Source organism: Flavobacterium seoulense, from assembly GCF_000695795.1.
GTDB lineage: Bacteria > Bacteroidota > Bacteroidia > Flavobacteriales > Flavobacteriaceae > Flavobacterium > Flavobacterium seoulense.
Window position 1 is genome coordinate 432,420 of record NZ_JNCA01000001.1, and the last position, 17,848, is coordinate 450,267.

Below are 17,848 nucleotides of genomic sequence, written 5' to 3' on the forward strand. Positions count from 1 at the left end.
AATAACAATTCGATGGATATTCGGTCATTTATTGATTCAACTTATTTAAAAACTGTTTCTCAGGCAGGACTCGATGAAAACCAAAATATATTGGTTGTAAAAACGTTTATTCAGGAAGCTATTGACGAAAAATTTAAGCTAATTATGATTCGTCCGGAAATGATTTCCTTAGCAAAAACCATGATTACTGAATCAGTATCGAATGTGCAAATAGGAACTGTTATTGATTTTCCTGAAGGAAATTCGGATATTGAAGTAAAGTTATTTGAAGCCAATCAGGCGATTGCTGATGGAGCTGACGAACTTGATTTTGTATGTAATTATGAAGCTTTTAAAAGTGGAAAAACAGATTTGGTTAAAACAGAAATTCTTCGTGGAACGCAATTAGCATTGGAAAACAATAAAATAATAAAATGGATTATTGAAGTTGCGGCATTAAATGATAGGCAAATTATTCAATTATCGGCTTTGATAAAAAATGTGGTGATTAGTAATTTTAAAGAAAGTGATTACGCGAATGTTTTTGTAAAATCATCCACCGGATTTTATAAAACAAAAGATAATGAGCCTAACGGGGCGACGATTCCTTCGATAATTATGATGATTGAAAATGCCTCACCACTTTCAATAAAAGCAGCTGGCGGAGTTCGAAATTATCAGGATGCTATTGCAATGATTAAATTAGGTGTTAAACGAATAGGAACTTCGGCAGCAAAAGCAATTGTTAATGGAGAAAACAATCACAACGAGTATTAAAAGAATGATGAAGAAAAATATAATCAAAAACCTGTTGTTCCTTTTTTTGTGTTTTAGTTCAGTTGTAACTTTTGCTCAGGATACTTCAAATTCACGAACGGCATTAACAGCCGAAAGATTTCCTGTTTTTCCAAATTGTCAAAATCTGGAAGGAAAAGCATTAGAAAATTGTTTTTATAATGAAGTACAGGAATTTGTTTTCCAAAATTTTGTTGTGCCAGAAGATTTGATGCGAAATAATTTCAGCGGAAATGTAAAAGTACTTTTTGAAGTAGATGCCAATGGTGTTTTTAAAGTAATTTATGTAAATGCTGTCGATGAAAAACTGATTGTAGAAACCAAGCGGGTTTTTGCAAAATTTCCAAAAATTAGTCCTGCTACTTATAATGGAAAACCAGAATATACAAAATACAATATTACGATTGCAATCCCATTAAAAAGCCCGTCAGCTTTAGCAGCCGAGAATTTGGCTAAAGCTGATATTCTTAGAAATACTACTAAGCAATTGACAGAATTAGATAGTATTGTGTATAAAAAATACAATAATCCGGAATTCGAAAGTCATTTATATATTCCTTTTTCGCATAGTTATTATGCGCAATTTGATTCTGCTCTCAATCAGGTGGGAAGTAATAATCACACAGCTTCTAAACCTTATTCGTATGCCGAAGTGTCGAAATATTACAATTTCAAACAAGAAAATGAAAAGCTAAAGAAGAAAGCTTCGGGCTGGTGGGCCAGGAAATTGTGGAATGAAAACACCGTTGAAATTAAAGGTGAGGATTATTGGTTTACTGTAAATCCGGTATTGGATTTGCAATTAGGTAAGGCATCTCAGACTGAGGCTTCTTATACTTATGTAAATACAAGAGCTATTAATTTAAGAGGAGGATTGGGTGATAAATTAAATTTTACTACGACTATTTTTGAAAGTCAGGGACGTTTTGCAGGTTATTATAATCGTTATGCCGAATCGATAAAACCTTCGGGAGGAAATCCGGCGATCATTCCCGGAGTTGGAATTGCTAAAGGATTTAAAACCGATAGTTATGATTTTCCTTTGGCGGAAGCCAATTTAACTTTTGCTCCTAATAAATTTATCGATTTACAATTAGGTTATGGTCGTAATTTTATTGGTGATGGATACCGTTCTTTGTTAGAAGGTGACGGAGCGAGTCCTTATCCTTATTTTAAATTGAATACCAAATTTTGGAAATTAAAATATACCAATACCTATATGTGGCTTAAAGATGTACGTCCCGAAGCAACTGTTGATAGAACATATTCTACAAAGTTTATGGCAAATCATTATTTGAGCTGGAATGTTTCTAATCGATTAAATTTAGGTTTCTTCGAGTCTGTTGTGTGGACGAATACTAATGACAGAGGTTTTGATGCCAGTTTTGTAAACCCAATTATTTTTTATCGTTCGGTAGAATTTGGTTCTTCTTCAAGATCTGGAAATGCGGTTTTGGGACTGACTTTTAAATACAAATGGGATAACCAAATCAATTTTTATGGGCAATTTGTATTAGACGAATTTTCATTGGGAGATATTAAAGAGGGGGATAAGAGTTGGAAGAATAAATACGGATATCAGTTAGGAGCTAAATATTATAATGCTTTTAATGTGCCTAATTTATTATTACAGTTAGAATACAATAGAGTACGACCTTATGTGTATTCGCATTCAGATCCAATTACGAATTACGGACATAATAATCAAAGTATTGGTCATCAGTGGGGCGGAAATTTTAGTGAGTTTTTAGCTATTGCACGTTACCATAAAGGACGATTTTTTGCAGATGCCAAATTTACACTGGGAGTTCGCGGACTTGATTTTGCTGATTCTGGAGCCAATTCTAATTATGGCGGGAATATTTATCGTGATTATGATGAGGAACGTTTTGCTAATTCGGGAGTGAAAGTAGGTCAGGGAAATAAAACAAATCTTTTTATTGCTGATATTCAGGGAGGTTATTTAATTAATCCATCTACTAATTTGAAACTTTTTGCAAGTTATATTTACAGAGATTTTAACCCTATGGAGAATACAGCTACTGCATTTAAAGAAAGTACCAATTGGTTTTCTATAGGAATTCGATCGGATATTTTTAATTGGTATTTTGATTATTAGAAAATCTAAATTCCAAATCAAATAATAAATTAAACGCCACAGTTCATCAGGAATTGTGGCGTTTTTGTTGGTGTAAATTTTAGTGTTAAAAGTAAAATTTTAAAAGATATTTTTTTAAGTATTGCTTGTGAATAAAGTAGAATAGCGATACTTTTGTCGAGAATAAATCTAAATAAGAATAAGTAGACATTGTTTTGTTTAAAACCCTTAAAAATGAATTTTAAATTCCCTCTCGTTGTCATTGTTTTAGTTTTTTTTACCGCTAATTTAAATGCACAATCGCTTCGCTTAAAAATTGAAAATGACTCTAAAAGACCAATTGTGAATGCTTCAATTACTTCAAATAATAAAATTATTGGAACAACAAACAACTCTGGTGAAGTTTCAATTTTAAACAGTCAGCTTGAAAACAAAACGGTTTTGATTTCGGCTCAAAATTACCAACCGCTTTCTTATGTTTTTTCAAATTTAGAGGAGCAAAATGTAATCAAGATTGTTTTGAATAATGAAAATCAACTACAAGAAGTAGTGATTACTGCTGGTAGAAAGCAGGAAAATATTGCTACAATCCCTTCTTCGATTACCATTATGAGTCAGAAGGAAATTCAGCAGCAAAGCAGTATTAATACCAATTTAGCTTCTATTTTAGGAAATGTAATTCCCGGCTTAGGAGTGTCAACAAATAAGGCAACAAGTTCCGGGCAAACATTGCGTGGAAGACAGGTTCTGGTTTTAATAGATGGGATTCCGCAATCAACACCTTTAATGAACGGAGCCCGTGATTTAAGGACGATTGATGCAAATGCTATTGAGCGTATTGAGGTGATTAAAGGAGCAACTTCTATTTATGGAAACGGTTCAGGTGGAGGAATTATCAATTATATTACTAAAAAGTCACCTTTGGTAAATAGTTTTGAAGGTGTAACTACAGTAGGAACAACTTTTAATCCGCTAGATAGTAAAGAAACTTTTGGTTACCGCATTTCTCAGTTTTTTAATGGTCGAAAAGATAAATTTAGTTATGTTCTTGGAGGTTCTTATGATTACACAGGACTTCAAAGAGATGCTAAAGGAAGACCATTAGGACAAACAGATGGTTTGTCTAATTCGCATCAGGCTAATGCTTTTGTGAAATTAGGTTATAATATGGATGAAAATACTAATTTCAATGTGGTTTATAATTTTTACGGAAGTACTCAAAAAGCCAAATATATTAGTCAGGCTGGTGTTTACGGAGAAACTCCAACTATTGGTGTTAGAGGAACAGAGCCGGGTAAAAATGCAGGAACTCCGTTTAACCATAATTTTATGTTTACTTTTTCGAAAAACAATCTATTCGAAAATACACAGCTGGATATTTCAGCATATTTAAATTCGTTTCAATCGATGAATCGTTATGTAACAGCAGGAACAGCTTGGTACGGTCCTGGGCAAACAATGATTAATTCGAATAAAAATGGAACACGAATCAATTTGAATACGCCATTTACCATTGCTTCATTGCCTTCTGAAATTACTTATGGTATCGATGTTTTGAATGATGTTACTTTTCAGGATTTAGTTGATGGACGTGTGTATATCCCGAAAATGGATATGTTAAATATTGCTCCTTATGCACAATTGAAAGTAGATATTTTAGAAAATTTAATTTTCAAAGGAGGAATTCGTTATGAAAATGCAACAGTTCGTGTGAAAGATTACAATACTATCGCTTCTGGACCAGGAAATCAGGGAAGTATTTTTGTAACAGGAGGTAAGATTCCTTACAATGCAACAATGTTTAATGCCGGCTTACGTTTTAATAAATACGAATTTTTTAATCCGTTTGTGAGTTTTTCTCAGGCATTTGCTATTAATGAATTAGGGCGAATTTTACGAAGAGCTACAGCAAATACTATTGCGAGTTTAGAGACTGATCCAATTATTACTAATAATTATGAAGTTGGTTTTTCAAGTAAAATTTATGATCTTACTATGACATCAGCTTATTATATTAGTACTTCAAAATTAGGAGCGAATCTGGTTGATGTAGGAGGTTATTTAGTTGCGCAACGTGAACCTGAAAATGTGAAAGGATACGAAATAACATTAGATTATAGATTTTCAAATCAGCTTAATGTAGGAGGAAGTTACTCTTATGTAGATGGAAAAGCTAAATTTGATGATGGAAGTAGTGTTTACTTAAACGGATCACGTATTGCTCCGCCAAAAGCAACTGGTTTTATTACTTATAAACCAACTTCTGACTGGAATTTACAATTATCATGGGTGCATACTGGATGTCGTGATCGTTTTGAATTGAATAATACCGGAAAATATAATAATAGTGAAGGGCCTATTTCGACTTTGAATTTGGTTAATTTTGCAGGAAGTTATTCGTTTAATAAAAACTGGTCATTAAATTTAGGTGTTGAGAATTTATTAAACAATGATTATTATACCACTTTGAGTCAATATCGTGCCGTAAACGCAGATTATGTTAAGGGTAGTGGTATGACTACGAGTTTAAATTTGCGTTATAAATTTTAATAATGTTCAAAAAAAAGATTTTATGGTTACATAAATGGTTAGGATTAATTTCAGGAATTGTAGTTCTTATAGTTAGCCTTACCGGATGTCTCACTGTTTTTCAGGATGAGTTGCAATTGCTGACTCATCCTGAAAAATTTTTTATTGAAAAGCCAAATGAATCTTCTTTAAAACCCATTGCTTTAACGCAATTGATCGCAATTGCCCAAAAGCAATTAAATTCAGGAGAGAAAATAAGCCGTGTCGAAGTTTTTCCGCAAAGAGACAGAACCTGGATTTTTAGAGCGGTGAAAACCAATAAAGATGCTTTTTTCTACTCGGATTATTTTACTTATCACAAACGGGTATTTGTAAATCCATATTCGGGAAAAGTACAGGTGGTTGAGAATACTAAAATGAATTTTTTCCAGATTGTGCTTCAGCTGCACATGAATTTACTTTTAGGGAAGAAGTACGGACATTTTGTAGTTGCTTTTTCAATTATCTTTTTTGCCATTTTGAGCGTGACTGGAATTGTTTTGTGGTGGCCAAAAAAATGGAAGCCTAAAGCGTTAAAAAATAATTTCACCATCAATTTTAAAGCAAATAAAAAAAGATTCAATTATGATTTGCATAATGTTTTAGGGTTTTATAGTTTGTTATTTGCCTTGTTGTTTGCTTTCACAGGTTTAATGTTTGCCTTTCCGGCTTTTAAAAAAGGAATTACAAATCAGTTGAATTCTTTAGATGGAGATAAAAAAGAAGTTCTGCTTCCGTTTGTGCTTCAAAAATCAGCTACGGTTTTAGATAATGGATTGAATTATGTGCTGGCAAAACATTCTAATGCTAATCAGCTTTCTATTCGAATAAAAAAAGATATTACCGAACCACAAGATATTCAGGTGCGAATTGAAAAAAACAGAACCGGTGTTTTTTATTGGTATTATTTTGATCAGCAAAGTGGTCAGCTTGATGAGTTGAAATCTTCAAATAATTTGCAATTAGGAAGCAAACTTACTTCTTTAAACTATGATTTGCATACAGGTACAATTGGCGGAATTTATACTAAGATTTTAGCTTTTTTCGCTTCTTTAGTTTGTGCTTCTTTACCAGTTACGGGGTTTATAATTTGGTGGAACAAATATAAGAAATCGACTGCCAGAAAGGTAAAGTGATTTTAGATTGGTATTCTAAATTGTTGGATTTAGTCGAATAGCGGAATTCAAATTTTTTTGTTTCGAATTGCTACAACAATAATTTATGATTTGTTTTTTGCCAATTCCCTTTTGTTGCGTTACTTTTGCAGCAGTTTTATAAAAATTAATAAAAAACTGCATTGGGCACAACTACAAATACATTTTCCCTGAAATCAATTTTTTTAGATTTTAAAGAAATCACAAAAGCAGGACTAGCTATTAGTGTTTTGTTTTCGTCTATTGCGGGTTATTTATTAGGTTTTAATAATCAGTTTCCTTTTCAATGGTCAGTTTTATTGATGCTTTGTATTGGAGGTTATTGCATGGTAGGGGCTTCAAATGCTTTTAATCAGGTAATTGAAAAAGATCTTGATGCTTTGATGGATCGAACAAAAAACCGTCCGGTTCCATCAGGAAGAATGTCTCCAAGTGTAGCTTTGCTGGTAGCAGGTTTACTTACTTTAACCGGACTTACATTGTTGTATATGATTAATCCTAAAACAGCTATGTTTGGGGCAATTTCTATATTTTTATACACTAGTGTTTATACGCCATTAAAAACAATTACTTCATTATCGGTTTTCGTTGGAGCCTTTCCGGGAGCAATTCCTTTTATGTTGGGTTGGGTTGCGGCAACAGGAGATTTTGGAATTGAGGCTGGGACCTTGTTTTTAATTCAGTTTTTCTGGCAGTTTCCTCATTTTTGGTCAATTGGCTGGTTTTTGTATGAAGATTATGAAAAAGCAGGTTTTTTCATGTTGCCTACAGGTAAAAAAGATAAAGGAACAGCATTACAGGTTATTTTGTATACCGTTTGGTTAATAATTGCTTCGCTTTTACCGGCAATAGGGTATACTGGGAAATTGTTTATTTCGCCGGTAGCGGCAGGAATTGTGTTTTTATTAGGGCTTTGGATGTTGTATTATGCAATTCAGCTTTATAAAATTAAAACAGCAAAAGCCGCCAGAACCTTAATGCTGGTGAGTGTTTCTTATATTTCATTATTGCAATTGGTTTATATAATTGATAAATTTTTAAGATAGTTATGGGAGTTACAATGACAGCAGACGAGCATAAAGCAAGAACGGCAAGATCCTACAAGTTGATTTTGTTGTTTGCAATGGTTAGTATGACTATGATGTTTGCAGGATTAACAAGTGCGTTTGTGGTGAGTAAGTCAAGAACAGACTGGTTGAAAGATTTTCAATTACCATTAGCATTTTATATTAGTACAATTGTTATTATTGGTTGCAGTGTGACTTTTCATTTGGCTAAAAAAGCAATCCAGAGAGATAATAAATCGCAAACAACAACAATGCTTTTAGCTACTTTGGTTTTAGGGGTTTTGTTTGTGATTTTGCAATTTGTAGGTTTTGATCAAATCATTGAAAGTGGTTATTATTTTACTGGAGCAGAGAGTTCAATTACTACTACTTTTCTTTATATAGTTACTTTGATGCACTTATTGCACTTGGCGGGAGGCTTAATTTCACTTTTAATCATAATTTATAATCATTTTAAACAAAAGTACAATTCGAGTCAAACTCTTGGAATAGAACTAGGTGCGATGTATTGGCACTTTCTAGATTTACTATGGGTTTATTTATTTGTATTTTTATATTTCTTTAAATAAGAAAAAAACGTAAATTTGGAAACTTTTTAACGAATAACTTTTATGGGAGCGACAGTTACTACTGCAAACAATGATGAAAAAACTTGGGGAGGCGGTCATGATATCCAGCCATTAGGATCAAGTTATGGTAAAATGATGATGTGGTTTTTTATCGTATCAGATGCCTTAACATTTTCTGGATTTTTAGGTGCTTACGGTTTTTCTAGATTTAAATTTATCGAAACATGGCCTTTGGCTGATGAAGTGTTTACTCACTTTCCATTTATGCATGGAGTATCTGCTCCAATGTATTATGTAGCATTAATGACTTTTATTTTGATTTTCTCTTCTGTAACAATGGTTTTGGCTGTTGATGCAGGACATCAGATGAAAAAAAATAAAGTAATAGTATATATGTTTTTAACCATTATTGGTGGTTTAATTTTCGTTGGTTCTCAGGCTTGGGAGTGGAAGAACTTCATTAAAGGTGAGTACGGAGCTATTGAAACAAAAGGAGGAAGTATTCTTCAGTTTGTTAATAAAGAAGGTAAACAAATAGCACTTGCTGATTTTGCTACTCACTTACCAGAAGAAAGAGAGCAATTGTCTAGAGAAAAAGGAACTTGGTTTATGGAAGAAGCTGCAAGACCTTCTTTTAGTGTTGCTGAAGTTCAGGCAGGTTTTAAAGCTAATCCTGATATATTGATTAGAACAGAGGTTATTACTGATCAAAAAACAAAGACAATTCTATCAAGAGCAGAGTCTGAAGAAAAATTAGCTCAGGCAGCTTTAGTTGTTGAAGGAGCTAACCTGATTAGAAACGAATATGGTAATAAGTTATTTGCTGATTTCTTCTTCTTTATTACTGGTTTCCACGGTTTCCACGTATTCTCTGGAGTTATCATTAATATTATCATTTTCTTTAATGTATTATTAGGTACTTATGAGAAAAGAAAAAGTTATGAAATGGTGGAAAAAGTTGGATTATACTGGCACTTTGTCGATTTAGTGTGGGTATTTGTATTTACAGTTTTCTATCTAGTTTAATTTTTTAAAATTATTTATTATGTCACACGCACATACTTCAAATACAGCTAAGATCTGGAAAGTATTCGGAATTTTATCAGTAGTTACAATTATAGAGGTTATATTAGGTATTTACAAGCCAGATTCTTTATATCATGTACATTTTCTTGGTTTAAGTTTATTAAACTGGATTTTTTACGCACTTACTATTTTCAAGGCTTACTATATCGTTTGGTCTTTTATGCACCTTGAAGGAGAAACAGCTAGCCTTAGATGGTCTATAGTTTCACCAGTTATTTTTCTTGTCTTATACTTGCTTTTCATTCTGTTGACTGAAGGGGATTATATTTATGGGGTTTTTAAGGATTCTATCATTAAATGGAATTTTTAACACTATATTAATTCAAAAAAAGGGCACGCATTGCGTGCCTTTTTTTATTTTTGCATTCTAAAATTAATTCTCTCTAATGAAAAAAAATATAGTTCTTTTTGTACTGTTTATTTTGCCTGTTGTAGCTTATCTTTTCTTTGCTTCGGGAGTTAATAGTTTTGCTAAACTTCCTGTAATTACTCCTAAAGTTGCTGATTTGGGTAATTGGAAATCCTTAAGAGGTGAGAAAGTAACCTTGGATAATAAAATTACTATTCTAGGTTTTGCAGGTACTGCTATTTTAAATAACAGAGGGAATTTATTTAATCTCAATGAAAAAATTTATCAACGCTATCACGGTTTTAAAGATTTACAATTTGTAATGATTTGTCCTTTGGGTACCGAGAAAGATGTTGCTTCTATTCTGGATGCTTTTGATGATTTTACAGATGTTTCCGGATGGCATTTTGTGTTTGCTTCTCCAGAAGAAATTCAGGCTTATTATAATCAATTACAATTAGTGGGTAAGTTAGATGCTAATTTTGGAACTTCGAATGTTTATATTATTGATAAAGCAAGAAATTTAAGAGGCCGCAAAGAAGAAAAAGAATATAAAGAAGGATATAATACTTTTCATCCTTCGGAGTTAAGTAACGAAATGCTGGATGATTTTAAAATTATTCTTTACGAATACCGTGCAGCTCTTAAAAAAAATCACAACGCTTCAAAACAATTGTAAATACAGTTTTTATGTTTAAAAATAAAGCCTACATCGGGATTTCATTTATTATATTAGTTTTCGGAATTTACGCGGTTCCAAAAATTATTTCCCGAATTCAAAATAGTGATGTTGTAAAAGCTGATCGTTTGGATAAAGTTGCTTCGGCTTCAGATGCTGAAGGTGCTTTGGTGAAAATTGGCCCGGCTCCTAAATTCGAATTAACCAATCAGGATAATAAGATAATCAATAATGATTCTTATAAAGGGAAAGTATATGTATTAGAGTTTTTCTTCACGACTTGTCCTTCTATTTGTCCAAAGATGAATCAAAGTATGTTAGTTCTTGAAAAGAAATTCTTTGGTAATCCTAATTTTGGAATTGCTACTATTACAATTGATCCCAATCATGATACGCCGGAAGTTTTAAAAGAACATGCTAAATTATTAGGTGTAAAATCTTCTAACTGGAATTTTTTAACCGGTGACAGACAGGTTATATTTGATTTGGCTAACAAAGGATTTAATCTTTATGCTGGAGAAAACAGTAAAGTAAATGGCGGATTTGAACATTCAGGAATGTTTGCTTTAATTGATAAAAACGGAAATATTCGTTGCAGAAAGGATAATTTTGGGAATCCTATCTTGTATTATGACGGATTAGAAAAAGCAGGAGTTAGAGACATTCAACAAGATATCAGTATTTTATTAGCTGAATAAATTAATTATGGAAAATCAGAATTTAGAAACGAAATATAATAAGTGGATTGTAGTTTTATCAGTAACAATTCCGCTAGTTGTTGCACTTTTATTTGGAGTTAATTTAAGAAAATTAGGTTATGATGTAGAGCCGCTTTCTTTTTTACCACCTATTTATGCTACCATAAACGGGATTACAGCAATATTGCTAATTTTGGCTGTAAGAGCAATAAAAAACGGAAATATAAAAGTACATGAGTATTTGATGAAGACGGCTATAGCTTGTTCTGTTGCTTTTTTAGCGATGTATGTAGCCTATCACATGACTTCCGATTCTACTAAATTTGGTGGCGAAGGAATTATAAAATATGTGTATTATTTTATTTTAATTACTCATATTGTACTTTCGGTAATTATTATTCCATTGGTTTTAATTACTTATGTTAGAGCCTTAGCACAGGTATTTGATAAACATAAAAAAATTGCCCGAATTACTTTTCCTATTTGGTTGTACGTAGCGGTTACTGGTGTTATTGTGTATTTAATGATTGCTCCGTATTATGCTCACTAAAATTAGAAGTCAGAAGTTAGAAGTGGGAAGTAAAAATAGTAACGTGAAAATTCTATTTTCTATTTTCTATTTTCTATTCTCTATTAGTACAAATGCACAGTGTGCCATGTGTAGAGCTGCTTTAGGCGGCGATGCTAACATGGAGAAAGCGCAGGCTGTTAATGACGGAATTTTGTATTTGATGATTATTCCTTATTTACTTGTAGCTGTAATTGGGTTTTTGATTTATCGAATGCGAAAAAACAAACAGAAAAATTAGTTATTTAAATCCGTCAACGTTAATGTTGATTTGTCCATTTACTTTTACAAAGGCAATAATAGCGTTTTGACTTAGTTCAATTTTTTGAAATTGAATATCTCCCATTTTTCCATTGACAAAAACACCTGGCATTGGCGAATAATTATTCAGGTAATTAAGCATGGTTTTCTTGCCTTCGTCTAAATTAGGTTGAATTGAATAACGACAGTTTGCCTGAATTTTTCTTAAAATCAATCCTTGAGCCAGCCAGTTAGCTGTGCGCATTAATTTGTTTTTCGTGTCTAAAACATAATCCAGTTCGTCAAAATAAATTTCCTTTTTCTCCGCATTGTATTTTGGTAATCCGGCCAGATAAATGGTTCCGTTTAAGGATCCAATCAAATCTAAAGCAATAACCATTTTTCCGCTTTTGTGCCAAATGTTTACATCTTGCACTTTTACTTTTCTGGAGCCTGAACTAAATTCCTGACCAGCGAAATTTTTCTTAATTATTCTTGATGCATCTGCATAGCTGGAAACGGCAACAATATTTGCAGTAATTTGATTTGGAATTTTCGTTACTGGTTTTAATGTGATTTTATTCGCATCAAATTTAGATTCGGGTACTTGTCCTATAATGCTTTCCATATTGCATTTCATTCCCATTTGTAATGTAAACGAATCGTTTTTTAAATGAGCGGCTGTTGAGTAAATTTCGACAGGAATAATTCGTAGCCAGCTTTCGTAAGCTTCATTCATTTGAAAAGGAGTACATATTTTTTCCAGAGCAGCAAGTACATTCGGTTTAAAATCTAAGGATTTTTCTATAGCGGCATCAATCTTTTTTTCAATTTTAGATTTGAATAATTGTATTGAAGGATTAATCAAATAGGTTACGGGCATGTTTTTGCCAAAAACAGTCATTGTTGGACTTTCGTTCCAGTCTAAAGACGCTAATTCAGTTTGCGTTTTAAGTTTCCAGTTGTTTAGATTGATGTTACTGTTTAAAGTTACAATGCCGTTAAGATTGAACTCTTTTATATTGTATATTTCAACTCCCATGGTTTTGGTTCCAATTCTGTATTTGATATTGGCTTTTAGAGGAAGTACAGTGGTGATTTTGTCCGAATTAGAACTATTAGCATTTTTAATAGAAATAGGAGCCAGTTTCCAAATTTTCATTTCGATATCATCATCTTCAATGTCATTGTCTTCATAAATTAAGCCGTTTAGCACGCTGTTAGTTTGATTTTCAATATCTTTTAATTTAATATTTACAGGCAAATTAATAAATGATGGAACATTGTTATAAACTATAGGTGTCGCATCATCCGGTTCAGGTTTTAAAGTGCTGATTTTTTGCGAAGAAGAACAACCTAAAACAAAACCTAAACTGCTAATAACAAGGAATGATATGATTTTTTTCATTGGATTTATTTGATGCTGTAAAATTAGAAAAAGCTTTGATTTATTGTTAAAAAAAGAAAAACCTTTATTATTAGCCATTTTATGTCAAGATTTTGAAATGTTTTTTGTCTGTGTGATTATTCTTAGCTAGAAAAACTTATTTTTGTGTAGTAACTTTATTTCATTTTATTGAAGTGGTATGAACCCAAAAAAATATTTTAGTTTACTACTCTTAACGGTCGGTTTTTATTCTAGTGGACAAACCAAACAATGGACCTTAGAAGAGTGTGTAAGATATGCTCTAGAAAATAATATTTCCATTCGACAATCAGACTTAGATGCTCAAACAGCCAGGATTGATAAAAAAGATGCTTTTGGAAATTTTTTACCATCAGCTTCTGCCAGTGCTTCACATTCCTGGAACATTGGTTTGAATCAGGATATAACTACCGGACTTTTACAAAATCAAACCATTCAGTTTACTTCGGCAGGAGCCAGTGTTGGTATTGATATTTACAAAGGTTTGCAAAATTTGAATACCTTAAGAAAAGCTAATCTTTCGATTGTTGCGGCAAAATACCAGTTGCAAAAAATGAAAGACGATATTTCACTGAATGTAGCAGACGCTTATTTACAGGTGCTTTTTAACAAAGAAAATTTAAAAGTTCAAAATGAGCAATTGGCTATTGATAATAAACAATTAAGCCGCACACAGGAATTAGTCAATGCAGGGAATTTGCCTAAAGGAGATTTGCTTGATGTAAAAGCAACTATTGCTTCGGATAACCAAAAAGTAATTACTGCCGAGAATGCTTTGTTAATTTCTAAGTTAAGTTTAGCGCAATTATTACAATTGGATAGTTTTGACAAGTTTGATGTTGCTGATGCTAATGAATTTCAAATGGATCAAAGTATCTTATCTGAAAACCCAACAACTATCTACGAGAAAGCAAAGCAAGAGCGAATGGAATTGAAAATTGCTCAAACGAATCTTGAAATTGCTGAAAAAAATGTAAGTATTGCCCGGGGAGCTTATCAGCCTACATTGCAGGGTTTTTATAATTTTAACAGCCGTGTTTCCTATGCTGATATTGCTTTAAGAGATAATGTTACGGGTGCAATTATTGGAACACAATCACCGCCAAAATTCATGGATCAGTTTAATGATAATAAAGGACAATCTTTTGGTGCACAGTTAAACATTCCTATTTTTAATGGATTTTCGGTTCGTAATAATGTAGAAAGAAATAAGGTAAGTTTAGAAAAATCTAAAATTGCTTTAGAACAACAGGAATTAGATTTAGAGCGTAATGTTTATACTGCGTTTACTGATGCTAAAGGCGCTTTAAAATCGTATGAATCGGCTGTTGAGGCGCTGGATGCGAGAACGCAATCTTACAATTATTCGAAAGATAAATTTGAAGTTGGTTTAATGAATGCATTCGAATTGAGTCAATCACAGACATTATTGGCAAATGCCCAATCGGAAGTCATTAGAACCAAATACGATTATATTTTTAAAACTAAAATTCTAGAATTCTACTTTGGAATTCCAATTATAAAAAATTAAATAAGTTATGTCAAAAAAGAATATTTATATCCTTGTCGCAGTTTTTGTAGTTATAATCGGTTTGTTATTGGTTTTAGGAAAAAAAGGTGTTTTTGGCAACAAAGACAAGGCTAAAGAAATCGAAATTGCAAAAGTGATTCCTATGACTATTGTTGAAACTGTTTCGGCAACAGGAAAAATTCAGCCGGAAATTGAAGTCAAAATAGCACCAGAAGTTTCAGGAGAAATTATTTTATTGAATGTAAAAGAAGGTCAGGTGGTTAAAAAAGGCGATTTATTAGTTAAAATAAATCCTGATTTATATACTTCAAGTTACAATCGTTCGGTTTCTAATTTATCAGGAACAAAAGCAGGTTTGACTCAATCTGAAGCTAGTTTTAAAGAAGCCAAAGCCAATTACGAAAGAAACAAAACTTTGTACGATAAAGGAGTAATTTCAAGATCAGACTGGGATAAATCGATTGCTTCGTTTGAAGTCGCAAAAGCTACAAGACAATCGTCTTATTATAATGTTCAGAGTGCTTCGGCATCAGTAAATGAAGCCAAAGATAATTTGGGACGAACTACAATTTATGCTCCGGCTGATGGAACTATTTCGGTGTTGAATGTAGAATTGGGTGAGCGTGTTTTAGGAACGCAACAAATGGCAGGAACGGAACTTTTAAGAGTGGCCAATCTTAACAATATGGAAGTGGAAGTAGATGTAAATGAAAATGATATTGTGAAAATAAAAGTTGGTGATTTAGCAGATGTAGAAGTAGATGCATATTTAAAAAAGAAATTTAAAGGTGTTGTTACCAGTATTTCTAATTCGGCAAGTTCGACTTTAACGGCTGATCAGGTGACTAATTTTAAGGTAAAAGTTCGTATTCAAAAAGAATCGTATCAGGATTTATTAGAAGGAAAACCAGAGACATATTCGCCATTTAGACCGGGAATGACAGCTACAGTAGATATTATTACTAAAACAAAGAAAAATGTTTTGGCGGTGCCTATTAGTTCTGTTGTGGTAAAATCAGATACCACTGCGGTTTCTGTTTTGGATAAAAAAGTAGAAGACAAAGACGAACAAAAGCAAGCTCCGAAAAGTGATAAGAAATTTGAATGTGTTTTTATAAAAGTAGGCGATAAAGCTAAAATTAAGATTGTAAAAACAGGAATTCAGGACGATACGAATATTGAAATTCTAAGTGGAATTAAAAATGGCGATAACGTAATTACTGGTCCTTACACCATAGTGAGTAAGGAACTGAATTCAGGAGATAAAGTAATGCTGAAATCAGAAAATACTAAGAAATAAGTGTTACACTTTATAATTTTCGTTTAATTTTTAGACCTTTGCAAAAAGAAAATACCATTGAATTATATACTTAATATAGAAACAGCTACCAAAAGATGTTCTGTTTCAATTGCTAAAGACGGAGAAACTATTATTTGTAATGAAATAGCCGAAGAAGGTTATTCTCATGCCGAGCGTTTGCATGTATTTATTGAAGAAAGTATTGCTGCAACGGGAATTAGTTTTAAGGATTTAGCTGCTATTGCTGTAAGTCAGGGGCCAGGTTCCTATACAGGATTAAGAATAGGTGTTTCGGCGGCAAAAGGATTGTGTTATGCATTAGGAATTCCGTTAATTGCGGTAGATACTTTACAGGCGTTAGCTGCTCAGGCAAAAGTTAATGATGGTTTAATAATTCCAATGCTTGACGCCCGAAGAATGGAAGTGTATAGTGCTGTTTTTTCTGCCAATTTAGAACAAAAAAGAAGCATTCTTGCAGAAGTGATTACTGAAGATTCTTTTCAGGAATTTGAAGAGAAATTATATTTTGTGGGCGATTGTGCTGAGAAATGCCAAGCGGTTTTAACAAAGCCTAATTTTGTTTTTTTAGAAGATATAAAATTCCCTTCGGCTAATGAAATGAGTGCTTTTAGTTATGAAAAATTCCTAAAAGAAGATTTTGTTGATGTAGCTTATTTTGAGCCGTATTATTTAAAAGATTTTATGATTACTACTTCGTCTAAAAAATAGCATAATAATTTTTAGATTATAAATAAAAAGAGAAAGCGTTTCAATCGAAATGCTTTCTCTTTTTATAACTGATTCAGTTTAAGCATTAATCGCTTCTACCTGAATTTTCTCGTCATTTAGCATGCTTTTTAACATGTTTTCGATTCCTGATTTTAATGTAAAAGTAGAAGATGGGCAACCGCTGCAAGCTCCTTGCAGAATTACTTTTACAATATTGCTTTCTTCATCATACGATTCAAAAGCAATATTTCCACCGTCGGCAGCTACGGCTGGTTTTACATACTCTTCTAAGATATTTATAATTTGTTGCGAAGTAACATCCAGTTTATCAAATTCCTCGGTTTTAATTTGCTCTTGTTTTTCGGCATTGATAGTTACACTTTCGTCAAGAACAACACCACCATTTTCAATATATTGTTTAATGAAAGTTCGTAGCTCTAATGTAATTTCGTCCCAACTGTTTAAGTCGTATTTAGTTATCGAAATATAGTTTTCGTCAATAAAAATTTCTTTTACATAAGGAAATTTAAACAATTCTTTTGCCAGAGGAGAAGAAGAAGTTTGATCGATATTTTTGTATTCAACTGCATTTTTAGTTAGCATTCTGCTTACTACAAATTTCAATGCTGAAGGATTTGGAGTTGTTTCTCCGTAAACGGTAATAGGTTGTTTTCTGGGTTTGTTTTCATCGATATTGATGATGATTCCGCCGTTGTCTACAAATTTTCCAATTTGTTCAGCAACTGCATCTTTTACATCGTCCCATTCTACAATACTAAATCTTTCGATAGCAATAAAATTACCTGAGATATAAACTGTTTTTACAAATGGTAAGTAAAATAATTGCTGTGCAAGCGGCGAAGACTTTGCTTCGTCTATATTTTTAAACTCAAAACTTTCATTTTTGGTGATAAAATCCTCAAATTCAAACTTTAATATAGTTGGGTTTTGTGTTTCTTTTACTGTTATTTTTGTCATGGTGTTTGTAAATTTTTACAAATTTAGTAAAGTT

At 32.4% G+C, this 17,848-nt stretch carries 17 protein-coding genes; 15 read left to right on the forward strand and 2 right to left on the reverse strand.

The features are described 5' to 3' along the window. Positions 1–12 precede the first annotated feature (12 nt). The 12 genes from deoC to FEM21_RS01720 all read left to right on the forward strand — a co-directional run bounded on the left by deoC (position 13) and on the right by FEM21_RS01720 (position 11,851). A complete protein-coding gene (deoC, locus tag FEM21_RS01665; RefSeq protein ID WP_035656977.1) occupies positions 13–756 on the forward strand; it encodes a deoxyribose-phosphate aldolase in 744 nt (247 codons plus the stop codon). Then, a complete protein-coding gene (locus tag FEM21_RS01670; RefSeq protein ID WP_236353488.1) occupies positions 728–2,893 on the forward strand; it encodes a gliding motility protein RemB in 2,166 nt (721 codons plus the stop codon). The genes deoC and FEM21_RS01670 overlap by 29 nt, the downstream gene beginning before the upstream one ends. A gap of 213 nt (positions 2,894–3,106) precedes the next feature. Then, positions 3,107–5,422 carry a TonB-dependent receptor gene (locus FEM21_RS01675; RefSeq protein ID WP_035656979.1) on the forward strand — a complete coding sequence of 772 codons (2,316 nt, stop codon included), beginning with the start codon at positions 3,107–3,109 and terminating at the stop codon, positions 5,420–5,422. Between the two features lie 2 nt (positions 5,423–5,424). Beyond that, positions 5,425–6,576, forward strand: a complete 1,152-nt coding sequence (locus FEM21_RS01680; RefSeq protein WP_035656980.1) for a PepSY-associated TM helix domain-containing protein — start codon at positions 5,425–5,427, stop codon at positions 6,574–6,576. 161 nt (positions 6,577–6,737) lie between these two features. Then, complete coding sequence (gene cyoE / locus FEM21_RS01685) at positions 6,738–7,640, forward strand: heme o synthase (RefSeq protein ID WP_035656981.1); 903 nt, start codon at positions 6,738–6,740, stop codon at positions 7,638–7,640. A gap of 2 nt (positions 7,641–7,642) precedes the next feature. Then, on the forward strand, positions 7,643–8,230 hold the full coding sequence (locus tag FEM21_RS01690) for a cytochrome c oxidase subunit 3 (protein ID WP_035656983.1): 588 nt from the start codon (positions 7,643–7,645) through the stop codon (positions 8,228–8,230). 42 nt (positions 8,231–8,272) lie between these two features. After that, entirely contained in the window at positions 8,273–9,256 is a 984-nt protein-coding gene (locus tag FEM21_RS01695) for a cytochrome c oxidase subunit 3 (RefSeq protein ID WP_035656984.1), read from the forward strand. A gap of 19 nt (positions 9,257–9,275) precedes the next feature. Beyond that, entirely contained in the window at positions 9,276–9,626 is a 351-nt protein-coding gene (locus FEM21_RS01700; RefSeq protein WP_035656985.1) for a cytochrome C oxidase subunit IV family protein, read from the forward strand. Positions 9,627–9,702: 76 nt separating this feature from the next. After that, on the forward strand, positions 9,703–10,344 hold the full coding sequence (locus FEM21_RS01705; protein WP_035656987.1) for a hypothetical protein: 642 nt from the start codon (positions 9,703–9,705) through the stop codon (positions 10,342–10,344). 11 nt (positions 10,345–10,355) lie between these two features. Further along, a complete protein-coding gene (locus tag FEM21_RS01710; protein WP_035656988.1) occupies positions 10,356–11,042 on the forward strand; it encodes an SCO family protein in 687 nt (228 codons plus the stop codon). 7 nt (positions 11,043–11,049) lie between these two features. Continuing rightward, positions 11,050–11,592, forward strand: a complete 543-nt coding sequence (locus FEM21_RS01715) for a DUF420 domain-containing protein (protein ID WP_035656989.1) — start codon at positions 11,050–11,052, stop codon at positions 11,590–11,592. After that, complete coding sequence (locus FEM21_RS01720) at positions 11,582–11,851, forward strand: hypothetical protein (protein WP_035656991.1); 270 nt, start codon at positions 11,582–11,584, stop codon at positions 11,849–11,851. The genes FEM21_RS01715 and FEM21_RS01720 overlap by 11 nt, the downstream gene beginning before the upstream one ends. On the opposite strand, the gene FEM21_RS01725 is transcribed toward FEM21_RS01720, so the two are convergent. Next, positions 11,852–13,258 carry a DUF4403 family protein gene (locus tag FEM21_RS01725; RefSeq protein WP_051627452.1) on the reverse strand — a complete coding sequence of 469 codons (1,407 nt, stop codon included), beginning with the start codon at positions 13,256–13,258 and terminating at the stop codon, positions 11,852–11,854. Positions 13,259–13,436: 178 nt separating this feature from the next. On the opposite strand from FEM21_RS01725, the gene FEM21_RS01730 reads away from it, so the two are divergent. From FEM21_RS01730 to tsaB, 3 genes are read left to right on the forward strand one after another with little or no spacing between them, the layout of a single operon-like run. Continuing rightward, complete coding sequence (locus FEM21_RS01730) at positions 13,437–14,807, forward strand: TolC family protein (RefSeq protein WP_035656992.1); 1,371 nt, start codon at positions 13,437–13,439, stop codon at positions 14,805–14,807. Positions 14,808–14,814: 7 nt separating this feature from the next. Then, on the forward strand, positions 14,815–16,107 hold the full coding sequence (locus FEM21_RS01735; protein WP_035656993.1) for an efflux RND transporter periplasmic adaptor subunit: 1,293 nt from the start codon (positions 14,815–14,817) through the stop codon (positions 16,105–16,107). Between the two features lie 57 nt (positions 16,108–16,164). Continuing rightward, positions 16,165–16,836 carry a tRNA (adenosine(37)-N6)-threonylcarbamoyltransferase complex dimerization subunit type 1 TsaB gene (gene tsaB / locus FEM21_RS01740; RefSeq protein ID WP_035656994.1) on the forward strand — a complete coding sequence of 224 codons (672 nt, stop codon included), beginning with the start codon at positions 16,165–16,167 and terminating at the stop codon, positions 16,834–16,836. 78 nt (positions 16,837–16,914) lie between these two features. On the opposite strand, the gene FEM21_RS01745 is transcribed toward tsaB, so the two are convergent. Next, complete coding sequence (locus tag FEM21_RS01745) at positions 16,915–17,814, reverse strand: NifU family protein (protein ID WP_035656996.1); 900 nt, start codon at positions 17,812–17,814, stop codon at positions 16,915–16,917. Between the last annotated feature and the right edge of the window lie 34 nt (positions 17,815–17,848).

What these genes read in the sequence shown, in the direction of transcription:
- FEM21_RS01700 (WP_035656985.1), top strand. Translation starts at nt 9,276, where the DNA reads ATGTCACACGCACATACTTCAAATACAGCTAAGATCTGGAAAGTATTC.
- FEM21_RS01690 (WP_035656983.1), top strand. Translation starts at nt 7,643, where the DNA reads ATGGGAGTTACAATGACAGCAGACGAGCATAAAGCAAGAACGGCAAGA.
- FEM21_RS01675 (WP_035656979.1), top strand. Translation starts at nt 3,107, where the DNA reads ATGAATTTTAAATTCCCTCTCGTTGTCATTGTTTTAGTTTTTTTTACC.
- FEM21_RS01710 (WP_035656988.1), top strand. Translation starts at nt 10,356, where the DNA reads ATGTTTAAAAATAAAGCCTACATCGGGATTTCATTTATTATATTAGTT.
- FEM21_RS01680 (WP_035656980.1), top strand. Translation starts at nt 5,425, where the DNA reads ATGTTCAAAAAAAAGATTTTATGGTTACATAAATGGTTAGGATTAATT.
- FEM21_RS01745 (WP_035656996.1), bottom strand. Translation starts at nt 17,814, where the DNA reads ATGACAAAAATAACAGTAAAAGAAACACAAAACCCAACTATATTAAAG.
- FEM21_RS01670 (WP_236353488.1), top strand. Translation starts at nt 728, where the DNA reads ATGGAGAAAACAATCACAACGAGTATTAAAAGAATGATGAAGAAAAAT.
- deoC (WP_035656977.1), top strand. Translation starts at nt 13, where the DNA reads ATGGATATTCGGTCATTTATTGATTCAACTTATTTAAAAACTGTTTCT.
- FEM21_RS01695 (WP_035656984.1), top strand. Translation starts at nt 8,273, where the DNA reads ATGGGAGCGACAGTTACTACTGCAAACAATGATGAAAAAACTTGGGGA.
- FEM21_RS01730 (WP_035656992.1), top strand. Translation starts at nt 13,437, where the DNA reads ATGAACCCAAAAAAATATTTTAGTTTACTACTCTTAACGGTCGGTTTT.
- FEM21_RS01720 (WP_035656991.1), top strand. Translation starts at nt 11,582, where the DNA reads ATGCTCACTAAAATTAGAAGTCAGAAGTTAGAAGTGGGAAGTAAAAAT.
- FEM21_RS01715 (WP_035656989.1), top strand. Translation starts at nt 11,050, where the DNA reads ATGGAAAATCAGAATTTAGAAACGAAATATAATAAGTGGATTGTAGTT.
- FEM21_RS01705 (WP_035656987.1), top strand. Translation starts at nt 9,703, where the DNA reads ATGAAAAAAAATATAGTTCTTTTTGTACTGTTTATTTTGCCTGTTGTA.
- FEM21_RS01725 (WP_051627452.1), bottom strand. Translation starts at nt 13,258, where the DNA reads ATGAAAAAAATCATATCATTCCTTGTTATTAGCAGTTTAGGTTTTGTT.
- FEM21_RS01735 (WP_035656993.1), top strand. Translation starts at nt 14,815, where the DNA reads ATGTCAAAAAAGAATATTTATATCCTTGTCGCAGTTTTTGTAGTTATA.